Annotated in this window: 19 protein-coding genes; 9 read left to right on the top strand and 10 right to left on the bottom strand. The window is 68.0% G+C overall.

What is annotated here, in order from left to right; translation table 11 throughout:
- Nucleotides 1-47 precede the first annotated feature (47 nt).
- Nucleotides 48-428: a cupin gene (locus ACFULV_RS27510; RefSeq protein ID WP_378661545.1), complete on the bottom strand. Its 381-nt coding sequence runs from the start codon at nt 426-428 to the stop codon at nt 48-50.
- 11 nt (nt 429-439) lie between these two features.
- On the bottom strand, nt 440-1,876 hold the full coding sequence (locus tag ACFULV_RS27505; protein WP_378637077.1) for an MFS transporter: 1,437 nt from the start codon (nt 1,874-1,876) through the stop codon (nt 440-442).
- Nucleotides 1,877-1,942: 66 nt separating this feature from the next.
- On the opposite strand from ACFULV_RS27505, the gene ACFULV_RS27500 reads away from it, so the two are divergent.
- Nucleotides 1,943-2,599 carry a TetR/AcrR family transcriptional regulator gene (locus tag ACFULV_RS27500; protein WP_378661542.1) on the top strand — a complete coding sequence of 219 codons (657 nt, stop codon included), beginning with the start codon at nt 1,943-1,945 and terminating at the stop codon, nt 2,597-2,599.
- 21 nt (nt 2,600-2,620) lie between these two features.
- On the opposite strand, the gene ACFULV_RS27495 is transcribed toward ACFULV_RS27500, so the two are convergent.
- From ACFULV_RS27495 to ACFULV_RS27485, 3 genes are read right to left on the bottom strand one after another with little or no spacing between them, the layout of a single operon-like run.
- A complete protein-coding gene (locus tag ACFULV_RS27495) occupies nt 2,621-4,906 on the bottom strand; it encodes a HelD family protein (RefSeq protein ID WP_378661539.1) in 2,286 nt (761 codons plus the stop codon).
- 44 nt (nt 4,907-4,950) lie between these two features.
- Nucleotides 4,951-5,286, bottom strand: a complete 336-nt coding sequence (locus tag ACFULV_RS27490) for an antibiotic biosynthesis monooxygenase family protein (RefSeq protein ID WP_378661536.1) — start codon at nt 5,284-5,286, stop codon at nt 4,951-4,953.
- A gap of 13 nt (nt 5,287-5,299) precedes the next feature.
- Entirely contained in the window at nt 5,300-6,679 is a 1,380-nt protein-coding gene (locus ACFULV_RS27485) for a diguanylate cyclase domain-containing protein (RefSeq protein ID WP_378661533.1), read from the bottom strand.
- A 94-nt stretch (nt 6,680-6,773) separates the two neighbouring features.
- Here ACFULV_RS27485 and ACFULV_RS27480 point away from each other — a divergent pair, with 94 nt between their 5' ends.
- A complete protein-coding gene (locus ACFULV_RS27480) occupies nt 6,774-7,919 on the top strand; it encodes a beta-ketoacyl synthase N-terminal-like domain-containing protein (protein WP_378661563.1) in 1,146 nt (381 codons plus the stop codon).
- 1 nt (nt 7,920) lies between these two features.
- Here the strand turns inward: ACFULV_RS27480 and ACFULV_RS27475 are convergent, their stop codons facing one another.
- Nucleotides 7,921-9,744, bottom strand: coding sequence for a GAF domain-containing protein (locus tag ACFULV_RS27475; RefSeq protein WP_378661530.1), 1,824 nt, complete (start codon nt 9,742-9,744; stop codon nt 7,921-7,923).
- A 139-nt stretch (nt 9,745-9,883) separates the two neighbouring features.
- On the opposite strand from ACFULV_RS27475, the gene ACFULV_RS27470 reads away from it, so the two are divergent.
- Nucleotides 9,884-10,666, top strand: coding sequence for a sigma 54 modulation/S30EA ribosomal C-terminal domain-containing protein (locus ACFULV_RS27470; protein ID WP_378637062.1), 783 nt, complete (start codon nt 9,884-9,886; stop codon nt 10,664-10,666).
- A gap of 4 nt (nt 10,667-10,670) precedes the next feature.
- Here the strand turns inward: ACFULV_RS27470 and ACFULV_RS27465 are convergent, their stop codons facing one another.
- Entirely contained in the window at nt 10,671-11,303 is a 633-nt protein-coding gene (locus tag ACFULV_RS27465; protein WP_056824462.1) for a response regulator transcription factor, read from the bottom strand.
- A gap of 228 nt (nt 11,304-11,531) precedes the next feature.
- Here ACFULV_RS27465 and uvrA point away from each other — a divergent pair, with 228 nt between their 5' ends.
- Nucleotides 11,532-14,507: an excinuclease ABC subunit UvrA gene (gene uvrA / locus ACFULV_RS27460; protein ID WP_378661527.1), complete on the top strand. Its 2,976-nt coding sequence runs from the start codon at nt 11,532-11,534 to the stop codon at nt 14,505-14,507.
- 466 nt (nt 14,508-14,973) lie between these two features.
- Here the strand turns inward: uvrA and ACFULV_RS27455 are convergent, their stop codons facing one another.
- Nucleotides 14,974-15,315, bottom strand: a complete 342-nt coding sequence (locus tag ACFULV_RS27455; protein ID WP_378637057.1) for a DUF1844 domain-containing protein — start codon at nt 15,313-15,315, stop codon at nt 14,974-14,976.
- Between the two features lie 335 nt (nt 15,316-15,650).
- Between ACFULV_RS27455 and infC the strand changes: the two genes are divergently transcribed.
- From infC to ACFULV_RS27435, 4 genes are all read left to right on the top strand, one after another.
- Nucleotides 15,651-16,382 carry a translation initiation factor IF-3 gene (infC, locus tag ACFULV_RS27450; protein ID WP_378661560.1) on the top strand — a complete coding sequence of 244 codons (732 nt, stop codon included), beginning with the start codon at nt 15,651-15,653 and terminating at the stop codon, nt 16,380-16,382.
- A 29-nt stretch (nt 16,383-16,411) separates the two neighbouring features.
- Nucleotides 16,412-16,609 carry a 50S ribosomal protein L35 gene (gene rpmI / locus ACFULV_RS27445; RefSeq protein ID WP_056824456.1) on the top strand — a complete coding sequence of 66 codons (198 nt, stop codon included), beginning with the start codon at nt 16,412-16,414 and terminating at the stop codon, nt 16,607-16,609.
- 115 nt (nt 16,610-16,724) lie between these two features.
- A complete protein-coding gene (gene rplT, locus ACFULV_RS27440) occupies nt 16,725-17,111 on the top strand; it encodes a 50S ribosomal protein L20 (RefSeq protein WP_019046423.1) in 387 nt (128 codons plus the stop codon).
- A gap of 35 nt (nt 17,112-17,146) precedes the next feature.
- Complete coding sequence (locus tag ACFULV_RS27435; protein ID WP_378661524.1) at nt 17,147-17,944, top strand: TrmH family RNA methyltransferase; 798 nt, start codon at nt 17,147-17,149, stop codon at nt 17,942-17,944.
- Nucleotides 17,945-17,947: 3 nt separating this feature from the next.
- Here the strand turns inward: ACFULV_RS27435 and ACFULV_RS27430 are convergent, their stop codons facing one another.
- Complete coding sequence (locus tag ACFULV_RS27430) at nt 17,948-18,436, bottom strand: MarR family winged helix-turn-helix transcriptional regulator (RefSeq protein WP_378661521.1); 489 nt, start codon at nt 18,434-18,436, stop codon at nt 17,948-17,950.
- 94 nt (nt 18,437-18,530) lie between these two features.
- On the opposite strand from ACFULV_RS27430, the gene ACFULV_RS27425 reads away from it, so the two are divergent.
- Nucleotides 18,531-19,397: an NmrA/HSCARG family protein gene (locus tag ACFULV_RS27425; RefSeq protein ID WP_378661519.1), complete on the top strand. Its 867-nt coding sequence runs from the start codon at nt 18,531-18,533 to the stop codon at nt 19,395-19,397.
- Between the two features lie 6 nt (nt 19,398-19,403).
- Here ACFULV_RS27425 and ACFULV_RS27420 read toward each other — a convergent pair whose 3' ends face one another.
- Nucleotides 19,404-19,976, bottom strand: coding sequence for a TetR/AcrR family transcriptional regulator (locus tag ACFULV_RS27420; protein ID WP_378661517.1), 573 nt, complete (start codon nt 19,974-19,976; stop codon nt 19,404-19,406).
- Nucleotides 19,977-20,046 lie beyond the last annotated feature (70 nt).

Genomic DNA, 20,046 nt, shown 5'->3' with positions numbered 1-20,046 from the left:
GCGCCGGGAAACCGGCGCCCTCGACCTTTTTCGGCAGTACTCACCGCTCAGCCTGCGACGGGCTCCTGCCGGGTGCCGCCGCGCAGCCCGATCGACATGATGTCGGACGGCTCGTCGAGTTCGATTCTGTGCCAGCGGTTGCGCGGCACGATGAACGCGGTTCCTGTCGTGAGCCGCACCGCGGTTTCCGCCTCGCCCTGACTCTCCGGTCGCAGGTAGAGCCGCAGCGAACCGGCGAGGCAGCACACCGCTTCCTCACCGGACGGGTGCATCTCCCAGTGGTCGGCATGGACGTCGGCGTCGGTGTCGACGTGGAAGGTGGCCAGTTGCCAGCCGCCCGACGCGTCGGCCATTCGTCGCTCGCCCGATCGCACCGTGCCGTGCGGCTGGAAGTGCAGGGCGCGGGCGAACAGATCGATGGGTGTCATCGGAGTTCCTTTCATGGGGTTACTGCGGGAATGTCCTCGCGGACCGGGTTTTCGGTGCGGTCCAGCCGGGTGGGTAGGACGGTGGCCGCGACTACCGCCGCAGCGGCGAACAGCGCAGCGGCGATCGCCAACGCGAAGGCGTAGCCGTTGTTGAGCGCGACCGGATCGGCGCTCGCGCCGGTGCGGCCCGCCGCGAGGGTGGCCAGTACGGCGACGCCGACACTGCCGCCGAGTTGGCGGGCGCTGTTGAAGGCGCCGGAGGCCATGCCGGCTTCACCGGGGGCCACGCCGCTGACGGCCGCCGCCGCGACGGGGGCGAGGCAGAGTCCGAGCCCGATGCCGCCGACGATCGACGGGCCGAGAACGTCGGTGACGAAATCGCCGTCGGGACTGATGAGTGCGAACCAGCCGATGCCGACCGCGGTGAGTAGACCGCCCCCGACCAGCAATGGCCTGGGGGAGAAGTGGGCGCCCATCCGGGTGGCGGCGAGGGTGCCGACGATGACGCACAGTGAGAACGGGATGAAGGCGGCCCCGGTGGCCCCCGCGTTCATGTGCAGCACCTGCTGCATATACAGCGACACCAGGTAGAAGGCGGAGAACTGGCCCGCGGCGGCGCAGAAGACGAACAGGTTCGCGCCGCTCACCCAGCGGTTGGTGAAAAGGCTCAGCCGCAACAGCGGGTTCGCCGAGCGTGTCTCGACCACGAGGAAACCCGCGAGGAACCCTGCCGCTACGGCGAGGGTCACGCCAGTCTCGGTCGAAGCCCAGCCGTAGTGATCGGTGCGGATCACGCCGGTGACGAGTAGTCCGATACCGCCCGTCGCCAGCAGCGCACCGGCGATATCGAGCCGCGCCCGCGTACCCGTCGGCGCGTCGGCGGGTACGCCTCTGGCCAAGGCGAGCAGCGCGATCGCGACGATCGGGATATTGACCAGCATCACCCAGCGCCAATTCGCGTACTCGGTGAGCAGTCCGCCGACGAGCACGCCGAGCGCGCCACCCGCGGCGTTGACCCCGCCCCAGACGCCGAGCGCTCGGACGCGGGCGGGTCCTTCGGGAAACGTTGTGGTGAGTGTGGCGAGTGTGGCCGGGGCGATGGCCGCGGCCCCGATGCCCTGCACGGCGCGCGCGGCCACCAGTTGCCATGGTTCCTGCGCGAATCCGCCTGCGAGCGAGGCGATCGCGAAGACGAGCAGCCCGCCCGCGAACAGCCTGCGCCGCCCGTAGAGATCACACGCCTTGCCGCCGAGCAGCAGGAAACCGCCGAAGGTCAGGGCGTAGATGTGCACCACCCAGGCCAGGTCGAGCGGTGCGAAGCCGAGTGCGTCGCCGATCGAAGGAAGCGCCACGTTCACGACCGCCATATCGAGGGCGATCACGAACTGTGCGATGGCGACCGCGACCAGCGCGGTGCCGGGACGAGGAGGAGAAGTGTTTTTATACACGTATAAAAACTAACTCCACCGCGACCCCTTGTCCATACCCGGGCTTCGCATGGGCAAGATGGGGCCATGCCCACCTCGCAGTCGGATCAACCAGCGCGCACGGGCAGACCCGCGCGCATGTCCCGCGCGGATATCGTCGCGTCGGCGCACCGGGTGATCGCCGCCGACGGCGTCGAGAAGCTGACGATGCGCAGGCTCGCCACCGAACTCGGCTGCACCCCGATGGCGCTCTACCATCACGTCCGCGACAAGCAGGACCTGCTGCGGTTACTGCTCGACGACTACGCCGACGCGATCGCCTGGCCTGAGCTCCCGGCCGACCCGCGGCAGCGGATCCTGGTGGCCGCCACTGCGATGCGAGACGCGCTCGCGGCCCAGTCCTGGATCGTGGACGTGCTCGCCGACGGCGATCTGCTCGGCCGCTCGGCGCTGTGGTTCCCCGAGACCATCATCGACGCGGCGATCACCGCGGGCCTCACCGTCGAGCGCGCGGTGGCCGCGTACCGCGCCATCTGGCACTACACCGCAGGCGAGCTGATCGTCACCGGCAGGGCGGTGCGGCGCGCCGAGGAAGGGCCGACCTACCGCGCGGAGGTCTTCGCGGACCTGGACCCCGAGCAGCTACCCCGGCTGGCCGAGATCGGTTCCCGCTGGACCGAATTCGACGCCGAGAGCACCTACGCCGCCGGGCTGGCGGCGCTGGTCACCGGCTTGCTCGCGTGAGGCAGCACCGGCCGGTGACGACTATCCCAACGAGGACAGCACCGCGGGGAGGTCCTCGGTGTGCACCACGGCCAGTCGCTGGGTCGCGCGGGTCAGTGCGACGTAGAGGTCGTTGAGACCGCGCGGGGACTCGTCCAGGATCGCCTGCGGCTCGACCAGGTACACCCGGTCGAACTCGAGGCCCTTCGCATCGTGCACGGTGAGTACCTGAACGGATTCACCTGCCAGCGAGGATAATTCGGGCACCGAGGCGGCGGGAGCGAGGACCGCGGAGGTGCCCGGACCGTTCTCGGCCTCGAGCAACCGCGCCACCTCGCTCGCGACGTCGGCGGGCAACACCCGGTAGGCGCGTGGGGGATTGCCGGTCTCGCGAACCGAACGCGGCACCTTGGTGCCCGGATCGATCTCGGCGAGCACATCGGCCGCGACCGCCATGATCTCGGCGGGAGTGCGGTAGTTCACCGTGAGCTCGGTGAGCTTCCAGCGCTGTGCCACATACGGTTCCAGCACCCGCTGCCAGGACGACGCGCCGGCCGGATCACCGGTCTGGGCGACGTCGCCGACGACGGTGATCCAGCGATTCGGGATGCGCCGCATCACCATTCGCCACGCCATCTCCGAGAGTTCCTGTGCCTCGTCAACGATCACGTGACCGTAGGTCCAGGTCCGGTCGCCCGCCGCGCGTTCGGCAGTGGTCTGCCGGTTGCCGAATTCCTGGCGCTGGGCCAGCTGGGAGGCGTCGATCAGGTCGTAGGCCATCAGGATCTCGGGATCGAGTTCGTCCTCGATGTCCTGCGGGGCGGAACCCGTGAGGATGTCGAGCGCGTCCTGGGCCTCCTCGATCTGGGCTCGCCACCGGCGGCGCGAGCGTTCGCGTTCCTCGGTGTCGTCGACGCCGAGCAGCTCGGCCAGCTCGTCGAGCAGCGGGGCGTCGGCCGCGCCGAAGGTGCCGTCGTCGGAGCGCACCAGCTCGGCGCGGTCGTCGGGGCTCAGGGTCTTGGCGGCACGGTCCAGCCGCGCCGGGTCGGCGAGCAGGTCGGCGAGCACTTCCTGGGGCGAGAGCACCGGCCACAGCGCGCTGATCGCGGCCTGCACGTGCGGGTCGGCCCGCATCTCGTCGCCGATCTCGCTGAGGTCGGCGGAGCTGAGCAGGCTCGTGCCACCGGACAGGTCGGCGCCCATCGTGGCGGCGAGCTGGTCGGTGAGCGCGTCGATCACCGAGGACGCGAAGATCGGCCTGGCCAGGTTGTGCGGGCGTCGCGAGGAACGGGCCCGTCCGCGCGCCCTGGTCGCGATCTTGCGGTCCAGAGTCACCGGATAGCCGTCGAACGCCAGGCGCACCGGCTCCGACGGCACTTCCTGACGGTCGCGCACCGCCTGCTTGAGCACCTCGAGCATGTCCAGGGAGCCCTTGATCTCCCCGGCGCGCAGCGAATCCTCACGCACCGCCTTCACGCCCGGGTACAGGTCGCCGATGGTCGACAGCAGCACTCCGGTCTCACCGAGTGAGGGCAGCACCTGGCCGATGTAGTCGAGGAAGGTGGCGTTCGGGCCGATGATCAGCACGCCGCTCTTGGCCAGCTGCTGCCGATAGGTGTAGAGCAGGAAGGCCGCGCGATGCAGCGCGACGGCGGTCTTGCCGGTGCCCGGCCCACCCTGCACCACGAGCACGCTCTTGTGCTCGGAGCGGATGATCGCGTCCTGTTCGCTCTGGATCGTCTCGACGATGTCGTTCATGTGCCCGGTGCGGGCGGCGTTGAGCGCCGACAGCAGCGCGCTCTCGCCACCGACGCCGTCATCGGTGCCGACCACACCGTCGCGCTCGGCGGCATCGAGATCGAGGTACTCGTCGTTGATCGCGGTCACCGCGCGGTTGCGCGAGCGGATGTGCCTGCGCCGGGTGACGTTCTCGGGATTGGCGGTGGTGGCCAGGTAGAACGGGCGGGCCAGCGGAGCGCGCCAGTCGAGCAGCAGCGGCTCGTAGTCGTTGTCCTCGTCGAGGATGCCGAGCCTGCCGATGTAGCGCGCCGCGTCCTCGGTGCCTTCCAGATCGATCCGGCCGAAGCACAGACCGTGCTCGGCGGCGTCGTATTTGGACAGGTCCTCGTTGTAGAGCTGGGTGAAGGACTCGCGCTCACTGCGCGCCTGCGGCGTGCCACCGGATTCGAGGAGCACAGTCTTGAGCCGGTTCTGCGCGTAGTCGCGCATGCCGTCGAGCCGGTCGTAGAGCACCGAGAGGTACTGCTGCTCCTGTTCGATTTCGCGGTTGTGCGCGGCCGGGGAGGCGTCGGCGAGGCGGTCGGGCAAAACAGGACTCCTTTGTCACCGCGTTGAGAACAGAGTTGTCGAGTCTACGTGTCCGCGGGCAGGGCCGCCGCGACCGGGAAGACTTCGTCGCCGAGGACCGGCGTGAAGTGTTCGACCACCGGGAAAGGCTCGTAGAAGTGGTGCAACAGCGCACGCCAGCGCTGATATTCCGGTGACTCACGGAATCTCACCGTGTGGTCGGCCAGCTGCTCCCAGCGCACCAGCAACAGGAAGCAGTCGGGCCGCTCGACACAGCGCGACAACGACAACCCACCGAAACCGGGCATTCCCGCGATGATCGGATACGCCTGCGCGAAGGCCGCTTCGAAAGCGGCGGCGGCGCCGGGGCGAACGGGTAACAGCGCGTGTTCGACGATCACGCCGACCAGTCTGTCAGGAGGCGTGGGTGTTGTTCGAGCGTCGATTCTGACCGAGACCGAGCTCACGATGGGCCGACGGCTTGTCGCGGTACATCGCCAGGTCGGCGTCGTGCAGCACGGCTTCGGGGGTGCGGCGTTCGTGCGGGCCGAGTTCGGTGATGCCGACCGAGGCGCTCACCTCGAGACGGTGACCGCTGGCGATGATCGGTTCCGCCATCGTCACGCGCAGGCGCTCCACCAGGGCGGGCAGGTCGGCACGCTGCGGATGACCGGCCAGCAGCACCAGGAATTCGTCGCCACCCAGCCGCCCGACCAGGTCTTCGGCGCGCAGCGCCTGTTGCAACCGCTGGGCGACGATCTGCAACACCGTGTCGCCGATGGCGTGCCCGAGGGTGTCGTTGATCGCTTTGAAGCCGTCGAGGTCGATGAACAGCACCGTGGTGATCAGAGTGCCGCCGTCGTCGGCCAGCGCCGCCGACAGCTGCGACAGGATCAGGGAACGATTCGCGAGCCCGGTCAGCGCGTCATGGGTGGCCTGGTACTCGAGCTGGCGCTTGCTGGCCCGGAACGCGGTGATGTCGGCGAACGAGGACACCCCCGCCGACTCCGGGCTGTCCGGATTGAGTAACCGGCAGTTGCACGACAGCCATACCAGCTGCCCGTCGGTGCGCTCGACCCCGAAGATGAACTGGGTCACCGCCTCTCCCGTCGCGAGGGTGCGCGCCATCGGATGCTGGTCGGGCGCGAGTGGCCGACCGTCGCGGTCGAGCATCTTCATGGGCAGTTCGTCGATGTGCAGTCCGAGTACCGGCTCGGCCTCCGCAGCGATGCCGAGTATGCGTTTGCCTGCGGGGTTGATCGATTCGAGGCGACCGCGCCGATCGACGACGAGCACGCCTTCTTCCAGCTGCGACACCACGGTGGTGAAATACGCCTCCGCCTGCCGCGCCGACGCCTCCGCGGCGCGTTGGGCCGTGAGATCGTGCACGACCACCTGGAACGCGAGCTTCTCCTGCCACACCGTGAGCACCGACACGGTCTGCACCGGCACCGTGCGCCCGTCCACCCGGACGAGATCCATGTCGGTGGGCGGCGAGGCCGATCCCTCGGCGGTGAGCTGGTCGATCCGTTCGAGCATCGGGGCGATGGAATCGGGATGGACGAAGACGGTGATCGACAAGCCGAGCAGGTCGTCGGCCGAACGGGCGCCGAGCAGGCGAACCATGGCCGGATTGACGTAGACGATCGTCCCCGACTCGTGCACACAGATGGCATCGGGCGTGTGTTCGACCAGCGACCGGTAGCGCTGCGCGAGCTGCTCGGCGCTCGCCGCGTCGGTCCTTCCTTCTCCCACTGCGAAACCCCCGATCTCGGCCTGGTCTGCGAACGGCATACCGGACTAGTCTGGTGATCCTTCATGAAGATCCGCGAGGAGCGATGTGACGCTGGATGTGCTCACGGGCGGCATGACCCACCGCCTCGATTCTATGTCGCTCGCCGGCATGGGTGTTGTCTCCGGTTACGGGTGGGGTCGGGAATTCCTGTGGCAGGGATTGTTGGGGTGCAAACCGGCAGCCCGTTTGTACCCCGGTTACGGGCCCGGACGTGATCAGCACGCCTGGGTCGGGCTGATTCCCGACGGTGGTGACGTGGCCTACGGAACCGGTCTGTTCGGGCGTGCCGTGTTCGCCGCGGCCGCCGAGGCGGTCGCCGACGCGCAGGAACGCGGGTGGCGCCGGGAGGGACGAACCGTCGGCCTCGTGCACGCGTTCACGCTGGGCGATGTCGCCGATTGGCGCGATTTCTACCGTCGTGACGAGGGCCACCGGCGCTCACGCGACTATCTGCGGATGCTGCCGTCGACACCCATTTCGGTGGTGATGCAGGAGTTCGGTTTCCACGGGCCCGCGATGAACGTGTCGGCGGCGTGCAGTTCGGGCAATGTCGCGTTGCTGACGGCGAAGATGTGGCGTGACGCGGGTCTGGTCGACGATGTGTTGTGCATCACGACCGACCTGTCGGCCACCCCGGACATGCTCGAACATTTCGTCGGTCTGGGTGCCGCGATCGCCGATGCCGACCCGTTCACCGCCTGCAGGCCCTTTCAGGAGGGCACCCTCGGTTTCACCATGGCCGAGGCGTCGGTGGCGCTGCTGCTCACCGACGCGGTCGAGCGGCCCTATGCGCGGCTGCTCGGCGGCGCGATGACCAACGACGCCTTCCATGTCGTCTCGGTCGATCCCAGCCACGCCCAGATCATCGCGTGTGTCCGGCGCGCACTGGCCGACGCGGGGATCGACGCCGGCGACCTGGCGTACTACAACGCGCACGGCACCGGGACCAGGCAGTGCGATGCCGCCGAACGCGACGTGCTGCGCACGGTCTTCGACGACCGGCCCGCCGTCGCCGCGCTCAAACCGCTCACCGGGCACTGTCAAGGCGCCTGCGCGGCGGTCGAAGTCGCCGCGATCGCCCTGTCCTACGAGCGCGGCATCGTCGCGTCGGCGCCGACTGTGGCGCCCGCGCACCCGCGGCTGCTCAACGGCCCGACCCCGCTGCTCGACGGCCCGACGCTGAAACTGTCGCTGGGAATGGGCGGCAACAACGCCGCCGTGGTCCTGGCCGCGGCCTGACTCAGTCCTCGCCCGTCTCGGGTCCGGCGGCGAGGGCGAACCCGCCGGTCGTCGGCGCGTCCTGGGGCAGTGGCACCGCCCAGCGCAGCTGTGTGCCCGGCATCTCGGGGTGGTTGCCGTCGGCGTCGGGGCGTTTCGCCGGACCGACCTCGAAATACCCGCTTGCCTCCTGCGCGCGCTGCTCGAGATTGCGCAGCCCGCTGCGGATGACGTGGTTCGGAATGCCCCAGCCGTTGTCGGACACCGTGATCACCAGATCGTCGGCCACCTCGATCACGATGGCGACGGTGTCGGCACCGGAATGGCGCACCGCGTTGCTCACCGCCTCGCGCACCACCGCCTCGGCGTGGTCGGCCAGCTGCGGATCGAGTACCGACAGCGGGCCCGACACCTGGATCGTCGCGCGCAGGGCGATGTCGGAGGTCTGGCGCCGGATCGCCACCTCGAGGCGCTGCTGCAGCCCTTCGCTGTGACCGGAGCCGCTGGCGTGCAGATCGAAGATGGAGGTGCGGATCTCCTGCACCACCTCCTGCAGATCCATGATCACCGTCGAAAGCCGTTGCCGCACTTCGGGTACCACCGCCTTGGGCAGGGTCGCCTGCACGGTGAGACCGATCGCGAACAGGCGCTGGATCACATGGTCGTGCAGATCGCGCGCGATCCGGTCGCGGTCGGCGACGAGGTCGAGTTCGCGCATCCGCTGCTGCGCGTCGGCCAGCCGCACCGCCAGCGCGGCCTGATCGCAGAAGGCCGCCGTCAGCTCGAGCATCTCGTCGGAATACGGCGCGAAACCCGGCGGCCGGAACGTCACCAGGACGCCGAGGGTGGCATCGGGGGTGCACAGCGGCAGCACGAGAGCCGGTCCGGCGCCGGGTAATTCGGCCACGGGGAACTCGACGCCCAGTGTCACCTTCGACACGTCGTCGAAGCGCAGCGGTGTGCGTCTGCTGAAGGCGTCGCCCACCACCGTCCCCGCGATCGGGATGGTCTGCCAGTCCTGGCCCGCATCGGGGCCGGTCCACTGGGTGACCACCAATTCGCTGATCTCGCCGGGCAATTCGTCGGGCACCGGCACCGAGGCGAGGAACGCCTGATGCGATCCGGTGAGCCCGCGCGCGTGATCGACCACATGGCCGAGCACCCGATCGGATTCGGTACCGGCCAGGAATTCCGTCGCGATATCGCGGGTCGCCTCGATCCACGCCTGCCTGGTGCGTGCCTGCTCGTAGAGGCGCGCGTTGTCGACCGCGATGCCCGCGGCGGCCGCCAGCGCCAGCACCAGGACTTCGTCTTCCTCGGTGAACGGCTGACCGTCGGACTTCTCGGTCAGATAGAGACTGCCGAACACCTCGTCCCGAATGCGTACGGGCACACCGAGGAACGTGTGCATCGGCGGATGTCCCGCCGGAAACCCGATCGAGGATTCGTGCTGGGTGAGATCGGCCAGCCGCAGCGGCGCCTTGTGCGCGAACACCGCGCCGAGTACGCCGTGGCCCGCGGGTAATCGCTCGATCCGGTCGCGGATCTGATCCGGCATGCCCTCGTCGATGAACTGCGCGACCTGATGATCGTGGCCGCGCACCGCCAGCGCGCCGTAGCGGGCGTCGACCAGGTTCATCGCGGTCCGCACGATGGTGCGCAGGGTTTCGTCCAGGTCCAGACCCGCGGTGACCGTGAGCATGGCCTCGACGAGGCCGTCCATCCGATCGCGCGAACCGATCATCACTTCGACCCGATCGGCGACCTCGCCGAGCAGGCTGCGCAACATCTGCCGCGACACCGTCTGGTCAGCCGAATAGCGGCCGCCCCGACCGTCGTTCGCCATCGCAGTACCCCGTCTTCGCAGCTCCTCGAGTGAGTCGAAGCAAAGTCTAGTCCGCAATGAGGGGACTTTCGGCCCTTCACTCGCACCGGCGGTAGTGGTGGCATTGGGCACCGGGAATTGGGATCGAGAAGTGGGGCACATGATGAATTCGTTGTCGAGCACCCAGCACTGGACGACCGCCGCGGACCCGGAGCTCGCCGTGACCACGCGTGGCGAAGTGCCGGCCCAGGACGTCACCCGTGCTGTTCGCGCCATCACCCGCGTGATGCGCAGGCATCATCTCGACAGTCCGGCCAGGGTGCGTGTCACCGCGCCGCAGGGGTACGACGAGCCGACCCTGGTGCAGGCCAACATCCGTACCAACGACACCTTCACCCGTGTCCAGGTCACCGGCCCCGGCGGTTTCGCGGTCACCTTCGCCGCCGAACGGCTCGACCGTCAGCTCGCCCGCCGCGCCGGCAAGGAAGCGCGCGGCGCGTGGCCCGACCCGGCCCGTCGGCCGCTGGCGCAGATCACCGAGACGCGGCCGATCATCCGCCGCAAGGACTGTGCCCTGATGACCGGTACGCCGCTGGAAGCCAGCACCGTCCTGGACGCGATGGACTACGACGCCTACCTGTTCACCGACGCCGATACCGGTGAGGACGCCATCGTCACGTGGGCCGACCCGCACGGCGTCGCGCTGGCCAGGCAGCGGCTCACCGCCGCGGCGGACTCCTCGGCCGAGCTGCCGTTGACCGCGAGCGCGATGCCGGTCCGGGTGGTGCAGGACGCGGCTCCCGTCTTCGCCGAGGACGAGGCCTCCGACGCGCTGTGCGCCGCCGGGCTGCCCTACCTGTTCTTCACCGACAGCCACACCGGCCGCGGCAACCTGCTCTACCGCCGCTACGACGGCAACCTCACCATCGTCGTCCCGTCCTGAACCCTCACGGTTCGCGGAGCTTCGTCGCCAGGACGGCCGCCTGGGTGCGGCGTTCGACCCCCAGTTTCGCTAGCAGTCGCGAGACGTAGTTTTTGACCGTCTTCTCCGCGAGAAACATGCGCGCGGCGATCTGGCGGTTGGTCAGACCCTCACCGAGCAGTTCGAGCAGTCGGCGTTCCTGGTCGGTGAGCCCGGCCAGCGGCCCGGAGGGTTCGGCGCTGCGGCGCAGCCGGGCGCGCAGGGCGTCGGCGGCGCGGGTATCGAGCAGCGAGTGGCCCGCGCCCACCTGCTTGATCGCGTCGGCCAGTTTCATCCCGTCGATGTTCTTCACCACATATCCGCTGGCGCCGGCCAGAATGGCGTCGAGCATGGCGTGCTCGTCGGAGAACGAGGTCAGGATCAGGCAGTGCAGGTCGTCGAATTCGGCCAGCAGGTTGCGGCACAGCTCGATGCCGTTGCCGTCGGGTAACCGCACGTCGAGGACCGCGACATCGGGGCGGGCCTCGCGGATGCGCACCATCGCCTCGGCGACACCGCCTGCCTGACCGATCACAGTGAGTTCTGGATCACCTTCGAGCAGGTCGATCAATCCGCGCCGCACGATCTCGTGGTCGTCGACCAGGAACACCTCGAGCACGCCGGCTCCTTCATCATGTCGAACGATCCACCCTTGTGTTCCAACATAATCCGCGCCTGTCGGTTGCGGGGCCGGTCGGCGAACGAGATATGCCACGTCCCCTGCGCAGCGCGCCCGGCCGACGGGTCCGCGCGGTCGCACACCGAAACTTGTCGGACCCCACGCCTAGCATTGTCAGCGGGGGATTATGTCCGGTCGGCGGATGACGATGGAGAAGGGATTCACCAGGTGGCGGAACGCCTCACTGTGCGCGGAGCTCGGGAACACAACCTGAAAGGTGTAGACCTGGATTTGCCGCGCGACAGCCTGATCGTGTTCACCGGTCTGTCCGGTTCCGGGAAGTCGAGCTTGGCGTTCGACACGATCTTCGCCGAGGGGCAGCGTCGCTACGTCGAATCGCTGTCGGCCTACGCGCGTCAGTTCCTCGGGCAGATGGACAAGCCCGATGTCGACTTCATCGAGGGGCTCTCGCCCGCGGTGTCGATCGACCAGAAGTCGACCAACCGCAACCCGCGGTCCACGGTCGGCACCATCACCGAGGTCTACGACTACCTGCGCCTGCTCTACGCCCGCGCGGGCACGCCGCACTGCCCGGTCTGCCACGAGCTGATCGAGAAGCAGAGCCCGCAGCAGATCGTCGACCAGGTACTCGCCATGGACGACGGTCTCAAGTTCCAGGTGCTGGCGCCCGTGGTGCGCACCCGCAAGGGCGAGTTCGTCGACCTGTTCGACCAGCTCAAGACCCAGGGTTACTCGCGCGTGCGGGTGGACGGCGTGGTGTATCCGCTCACCGATCCGCCGAAGCTGAAGAAGCAGGAGAAGCACGACGTCGAGGTGGTCGTCGACCGTCTCTCGGTCAAGGCCGCCTCCAAGCAGCGCCTCACCGACTCGATCGAGACCGCGCTGCGCCTGGCCGACGGCATCGTGGTGCTCGATTTCGTCGATCGCGACGAGCACGCCCACGACCGGGAACGCCGCTTCTCCGAACGCCTGGCCTGCCCCAACGGGCACCCCCTCGACATCGAGGACCTCGAACCCCGCTCGTTCTCCTTCAACTCGCCCTACGGCGCCTGCCCCGACTGCACCGGCCTCGGCATCCGCAAGGAAGTCGACCCGGAACTGGTGGTGCCCGACCCCGACCTGAGCCTGGCCGACGGCGCGATCGCCCCGTGGTCGCGCGGGCAGACCGCCGAGTACTTCAACCGGTTGCTCTCCGGGCTGGCCGAGGCGGTCGGCTTCTCGATGGACACCCCGTGGCGCGATCTGCCCGCGAAGGCACGCAAGGCGGTGCTGGAAGGCAGCTCCGACCAGGTGCACGTGTCCTACACCAACCGCTACGGCCGCAAGCGCTCCTATTACGCCGATTTCGAAGGCGTGATGCCGTTTCTGCAGCGGCGCATGGAGAACACCGAGTCCGAGCAGATGAAAGAGCACTACGACGGGTACATGCGTGATGTGGCGTGCCCGGTCTGCAACGGCTCCCGGCTGCGCCCGGAGATCCTGGCCGTCACCTTGGCCTCGGACGGCACCGACAAGTCGATCGCCGAGGTCAGTGAGCTGTCCATCGGCGACTGCGCGCAGTTCCTGAACGCGCTCACGCTGGGGGAGCGTGAGACCGCGATCGCCGGTCAGGTGCTCAAGGAGATCCAGGCCCGGCTCGGCTTCCTGCTCGACGTCGGCCTGGAGTACCTGACGCTGTCGCGGGCCGCCGCGACCCTGTCCGGCGGTGAGGCCCAGCGCATCCGGCTGGCCACCCAGATCGGGTCCGGTCTGGTCGGTGTCCTCTATGTTCTCGACGAGCCGTCGATCGGCCTGCACCAGCGCGACAACCGCAGGCTCATCGAGACGCTGCTGCGATTGAAGAAGCTGGGCAACACGCTGATCGTCGTCGAGCACGACGAGGACACCATCCGCGCCTCGGACTGGGTGGTCGACATCGGCCCCCTCGCGGGCGAGCACGGTGGTCGCGTGGTGCACAGCGGCCCCTATGAGGAGCTGCTGACCGAGCCCGAATCGCTCACCGGCGCTTATCTTTCCGGCCGCGAGCAGATCGAGCTGCCGCTGGTGCGGCGCGCGATCGACAAGAAGCGCAAGCTCACCGTCGTGGGCGCCACCGAACACAATTTGCAGAATGTCGACGTGGCGTTCCCGCTGGGTGTACTCACCGCGGTCACCGGTGTCTCCGGTTCGGGCAAGTCGACCCTGGTCAACGACATCCTGGCCACCGTTCTCGCGAACAAGCTCAACGGCGCCCGCCAGGTGCCGGGTCGGCACACCAGGATCAACGGTCTCGACAACCTCGACAAGCTGGTACAGGTCGATCAGTCGCCGATCGGGCGCACGCCGCGCTCGAACCCGGCCACCTACACCGGCGTCTTCGACAAGATCCGCACCCTGTTCGCCTCCACCACCGAGGCCAAGGTGCGCGGCTACCAGCCCGGGCGGTTCTCGTTCAATGTCAAGGGCGGCCGCTGCGAGGCCTGCTCGGGCGACGGCACGCTCAAGATCGAGATGAACTTCCTGCCCGATGTGTACGTCCCGTGCGAGGTCTGCCACGGCGCTCGGTACAACCGGGAAACCCTCGAGGTGCACTACAAGGGCAAGACCATCGCCGAAGTCCTCGACATGCCGATCGACGAGGCGGCCGACTTCTTCGAGGCGATCACCTCGATCCACCGCTACCTCAAGACCCTCGTCGAGGTCGGCCTGGGTTACGTGCGTCTGGGCCAGAGTGCGCCGACCCTGTCCGGCGGTGAGGCCCAGCGCGTGAAGCTGGCCGCCGAGCTGCAGAAACGGTCCATGGGGCGGACGGTCTACATCCTCGACGAGCCGACCACCGGCCTGCACTTCGAAGACATCCGCAAACTGCTCAAGGTGATCAACGGACTGGTCGACAAGGGCAACACGGTGATCGTCATCGAGCACAACCTCGACGTCATCAAGACCGCCGACTGGGTCATCGACATGGGCCCCGAGGGCGGTTCGGGCGGCGGTACGGTGGTCGCCACCGGCACACCGGAGGACATCGCCGGGGTGTCGGACAGCTACACCGGTCAGTTCCTGAAGGAGGTGCTGGCAGCGCCCGCGCCGAAGAAGCCCGCCGCGAAGAAGGCGGCCAAGAAAGCTGCCCCCGCGGCGAAGAAGGCGCCGGCGGAGACGACCGCGGCCAAGCGGTTGGCGCGAAAGGCGGCCGCGCTGCGCTGAGCCGGGCTACCGTCCTCTCGAGACGTTCCGGCAGGGACTTTCCGAAAGCGCCACGAAGTGAAACAGCCGTGGGTAACATTCGCCTCACCGTCCCCGGAATGCCGGGTAGTAGCGGTTTGTCGACGGCTCGATCGTCGTGTAGTTCGAAAGGAACGTCCTCATGGATGAAGCCACCACGGCGCTCATCGCCCAGATTCTCGGTTTCCTCGCCGGCGGGTCATCGTTGGCTTACGAGCCCACCAAGCCGACCGTCTGACCTGGATTCGAAAGGAACGCCTGTAATGGATACCGGAAGCGCGGCGCTGCTCACCGCACTCGCCAACATGATCTCCTCCGGCTCGGCCGTCTCGGTCACCCCCGGCGGTCCCACTCCGACCCCCGTGGTCTGAGTCGCGACGTTCGCTCGCAGCACAGAAAAAGATCCGCCGACGCACTGCGCCGGCGGATCTTTTCGTTGTGCGGACCGTCAGTGCACCGGGCCGGTGTACTTCTCGCCCGGCCCAGTGCCCGGCGCGTCCGGTACCGAGGATGCCTCGCGGAACGCGCGCTGCAGCGCCTGCAAACCCTCGCGGATCGGGCCCGCGTGCGGGCCGAGGTACTCCACCGATGCCGTGACCAGTCCGGCCAGTGCGGTGATCACCCGGCGCGCCTCGTCGAGGTCGACGCCCGCGCCCGAATCCGGGTTCTCGCCTGCCAGGCCCAGCTTCTCCGCGGCCGAACTCATCAGCATCACGGCGGCCCGGCTGATCACCTCGACAGCGGGGATGTCGGCCAGGTCGCGCACAGGAGGATCGAGCTCGTCAGTCATGCTGATCAGGCTATAGCGAGCCTGATTCCGGATGCTCGGGCCAGGTGCGATTCGGTCATAGCCCAACGCCATGCTAGGCTGTTCGCTGACGACCGCCCCTGGATGTGTCATGCATCCGTGGGGCAGATAAGTGGAGCCCGACTCCCACCGTTACCGGCGAGCAATCGTTCGGATAAGCGGTCCCGGTCACCCGCTCATTGTGGTGGGTTTCCCGTGTGCCTGGCACGCGGGGGTCGACAACCGAGCCTGTGAGGGCGTCGGCTGTGGGCGATCGGTCGACATCGGGCCCCGTGGCGGAGAAATACCGCAGCGGGGCTTTCGTGTTGAAACAGGGGTTGCAGTTATTGCGTGCGGTCGTTAAGACGACACCGCTTGACCTAGGAGGCCCCATCAGCACTGAGACCCGCATCAACGATCGCATCCGTGTTCCCGAGGTTCGTCTCATCGGACCCGGCGGCGAACAGGTTGGGATCGTGCGTGTTGAAGATGCACTACGCGTCGCGCTCGAAGCCGACCTCGACCTCGTCGAGGTAGCACCCGATGCCCGTCCGCCGGTCTGCAAGATCATGGACTACGGCAAGTTCAAGTACGAGACCGCGCAGAAGGCGCGCGAGTCCCGTAAGAACCAGGTCCAGACCGTGATCAAGGAGCAGAAGCTCCGTCCGAAGATCGACGACCACGACTACGAGACCAAGAAGCGCAACGTGGTTCGCTTCCTCGAAGCCGGGTCCAAGGTCAAGGTCACGATCATGTTCCGCGGTCGTGAGCAGTCGCGTCCCGAACTCGGCTTCCGGTTGCTCCAGCGTCTGGGCTCCGATGTGGCCGATCTCGGGTTCGTCGAGACCTCGGCCAAGCAGGACGGCCGCAACATGACCATGGTCCTCGCTCCCCACAAGGGCGCGAAGACGCGGGTGAAGGCCCAGCAGGACTCTTCGGCGCCGGCGGCGACACGTCAGCCGCTGCCGACCGGTCCCGCGAGTGCAGACCCGGCCGCGCTGGTCGAACCGGCCGCACCGGTCGAGCAGGCCGCGCCTGCCGAGCAGGCTGCGCCGGCCGACCCGCAGTAAACGATTTCAACGACTAGATAGAGGAATCCATGCCGAAGAACAAGACCCACAGCGGCGCCAAGAAGCGATTCAAGGTGACCGGCCGGGGCAAGCTGCTTCGCGAGCAGGCGAACCGTCGCCACCTCCTGGAGCACAAGTCCTCTCGCCGGACTCGTCGTCTGGAAGGCACGGAGTCCGTCGCTTCCGTCGACGTCCCCCGCGTGAAGCGGCTGCTCGGTCTCGCCTGACCTTCGGGTCAGCCGGACCGTCGCAACCCGACGATTCCGCGGCCGGGATAACCGGACGCCGACAACTACCGAATTCGGGCGCCGCCGCGCCCCCAGATGATCAAGGACTACCAAAGTGGCACGCGTCAAAAGGGCCGTCAACGCTCAGAAGAAGCGCCGTTCCATCCTCGAGGCCTCCAAGGGCTACCGGGGCCAGCGTTCGCGCCTGTACCGCAAGGCCAAGGAACAGCAGCTCCACTCGCTGACCTACGCCTACCGTGACCGCAAGGCGCGCAAGGGTGACTTCCGCAAGCTGTGGATTGCTCGTATCAACGCCGCCGCGCGTCTGAACGACATCACCTACAACCGCTTCATCCAGGGCCTCAAGGCCGCTGGCGTCGAGGTGGACCGCAAGATCCTCGCCGAGCTCGCGGTTTCCGACGCCGAGGCCTTCGCCGGCCTGGTGGCTGTCGCCAAGGCCGCGCTGCCGGCCGACGTCAACGCCCCGGCCACCGCTGCCTGAGCTTGACAACACACAGCGATCTGTCGGAACGACCCGTGGACGCGCTCTCCGAGCGCAATCCGCGGGTCGTTTCCGCTGTCAAGCTCCAGCGCGCGGCCCAGCGCCGCAAATCCGGCCTTTTCCTCGCCGAGGGGGCCAACGCGGTGTCCGCCGCTCTGGAGACCGGCCGCGTCCGGGAGATCTTCTATTCGCTCGCGGCCGCCGGTCGTGAGAACGCGCTGATCGCCGGTGCCACCGCCGACGGCGTCCGCACCACCTTGGTCAGCGATCGCGCCGCCGAACATCTCGGTGAAACTGTCACGGCACCTGGCTTGGTCGCGGTGTGCGAACTCGTCGACGTGCCGCTAGGTGAGATCCTCGATCGTGGCCCGCGCATGCTCGCCGTCCCCGTGGAGATCGCCGAACCCGGCAACGCGGGCACCCTGATCCGGGTCGCCGATGCGGTCGGCGCCGACGGGGTGGTGCTGGCGGGCGAGACCGTCGACCCGCACAACGGCAAATGCGTGCGCGCCAGCGCGGGCAGCCTCTTCCACGTCCCCGTGGCCCGCAGCCGCGACATCACCGCGACTCTCGACGCGATCTCCGCCGCGGGCGTGACGATCCTCGCGACCGCCGCCCACGGCGAAGTCGACCTCGACGCCGCCGACGACATCCTGCGCGGACCGGTCGCCTGGCTGTTCGGCAACGAGGCCCACGGCCTCGACCCCGCCGTCGCCGCCCGCGCCGATCACCGCATCCGCATCCCCATTCACGGCCGCGCCGAAAGCCTGAATCTGGCTGCGGCAGCGGCTATCTGCCTCTACGCGAGCGCTCGCGTCCAGCACGCGAAGTAGTTCTCACGCCGGTGCGGCCCGGCCCCGGAGATAGTCGATCTGGGTGTGGCTGAGCTGCTCGGCCTTGCGCATGTGTTCGGTGATCGCCGCGAGCTCGTCCTCGGTATGGGTGTCGAGCAGCGCTTCCCAGCCCTCGCCGAGGTCGTCCCATACGGCGGTGACGCGGGCGACGCGATCGGGCACAGGGGAGACCAGCACTCGGCGGCGGTCCTCGGCGTCGGGTTCGCGCATCACATAGCCGTCGCGTTCGAGCCGGTCGACCAATCGGGTGGCGGAGCCGGTGGTGAGTCCGGTCATGTCGGCGATCTGTTTGACGGTGAGTGGCTGCGGCTCCGCGGTGAGCAGGCTCAGACATTGCAGATCGGTGGGGTGCATGCCCAGATGGTCGGCGACAGCCTGATTGAACAGGACATACGAGGCCATGTACTGCCGTGAGACGCGCGACAACTCCGCGTAGCGGGCACGTCGACTCTGCTCTGTAATCCGGATCACACTCCTTATCAGCTGCGCGACGCAGTTAAAACGGATAGATTGCTGTGTGGCACAGTTAATGTGCCACACAGCAAATCATACCGGAGGAAACATCATGCTCACCATCGCCGTGGCCGGTGCCACCGGCGCGCAGGGCGGCGCCACCGCTCGCGCCCTGCTCATCATGGGTCACCGCGTCCGCGCGCTCACCCGATTTCCCGACAGCCCCGCCGCGGTGGCGTTGCGCGATCTCGGCGCCGAGATCCACTACGCCGACTTCGACGACCGTGGCTCCCTCGGTGTCGCCCTGGCCGGTGTCGACTCCCTCTTCGCCGTGACCACGCCGTTCGGCACCGACACCACCGCCGAAACCCGCCACGGCGTCACCCTCGTCGATGCCGCCGGTGCCGCACATGTCGGCCACATCGTCTTCACCTCCGCCGCGCATGCCGACCGCGCCACCGGAATCCCGCACTACGACAGCAAATTCGCGATCGAGGAGCAGCTGCGGGCGAGCGGTGTCCCGTGGACCGTCATCGCGCCCGCCGCCTTCATGGACAACTACGCCACCGGCTGGACCCTCGACGGCCTCCGTGACGGCACCTTCGCCTGGCCGATGCCCGCCGATCGGCCGCTCACGCTGATCTGTGCCGAGGACATCGGCGCCTTCGCCGCGCTCGTCCTCGATCGCCGCGCCGAGTTCGCGGGTCGCCGCTTCGACATCGCCGCCGACGAACTCACCCCGGATCAACTCGCCGCCGCCCTGGCTGTCGCCCTCGACCGTCCGATCGCGCACCGCGAAGTCCCGCTCGACTACGTTCGCGGCCACTCCGAGGATCTGGCCGCCATGTTCGACTACTTCGCCACCGTCGGCCTCGACGTCGATGTCGATGGCCTTCGTCGTGCGTACCCCGACATAGCCTGGCATTCGTTCAGGGACTGGGCCGAGGCGCAGAACTGGTCCGTGCTGCTCGCGGGCTGACCGGTCTCAGCGCGAAGGGGTGGTGGCACTGCGCAGGTCGGTGAGGATTTCGGTGGCCCAGGGGAGTGCGATCGCGTCGCTGCCCGCGACCTGCATCGCGGTCATGATGGTGAGCAGCATGCCGGTGGCGACGAAGCGGCGCGATTCCAGCGTGTCGGCGCCGGTGAGTTCGCCGATCAGGCGATAGATGCGCCCGAATCGCTCTCGCATGTGGTCGCCGATCGCCGGATCCGCGCTGGCGGCGGCGCCGTGCAGCAGCACGAGGGGGAGTTCGCGTTCGGCCAGGAAGACATCGAATGCGTGTCCGAGGGCGCGCAATGCCTCCGCGGTGTCGGCGTCGGGGGCGATCTCGGCGTCACGGAACACCTGCTCGATGCGCGTGCACACCTCCAGCAGGCAGGCGATGAACAGCTGCTGCTTGGTTCCGAACAGGCGGATCACATAGGGCTGCGACACTCCCGCCAGTCTGGCGATCTCGTCGGTTTTCGTTGCGGCATAGCCGGTTTCGGCAAAGGCATGGATCGCGGCTTCGAGCACCTGGGCGCTGCGCTCGGACGCGGTCATCCGGGTTCTCGTCATGGGCGTCACTGCCTCCTCGTTCGAATGCCTCTTGACATGTTATCAGTCGATGCATAACGATAAGCGGAGA

It is taken from the genome of Nocardia sp. NPDC057272 (assembly GCF_042668615.1).
Taxonomy (GTDB): Bacteria; Actinomycetota; Actinomycetes; order Mycobacteriales; family Mycobacteriaceae; genus Nocardia.
Note: the sequence above shows the minus strand (reverse complement) of the source record. Positions and strands in the feature narration are given on the sequence as shown.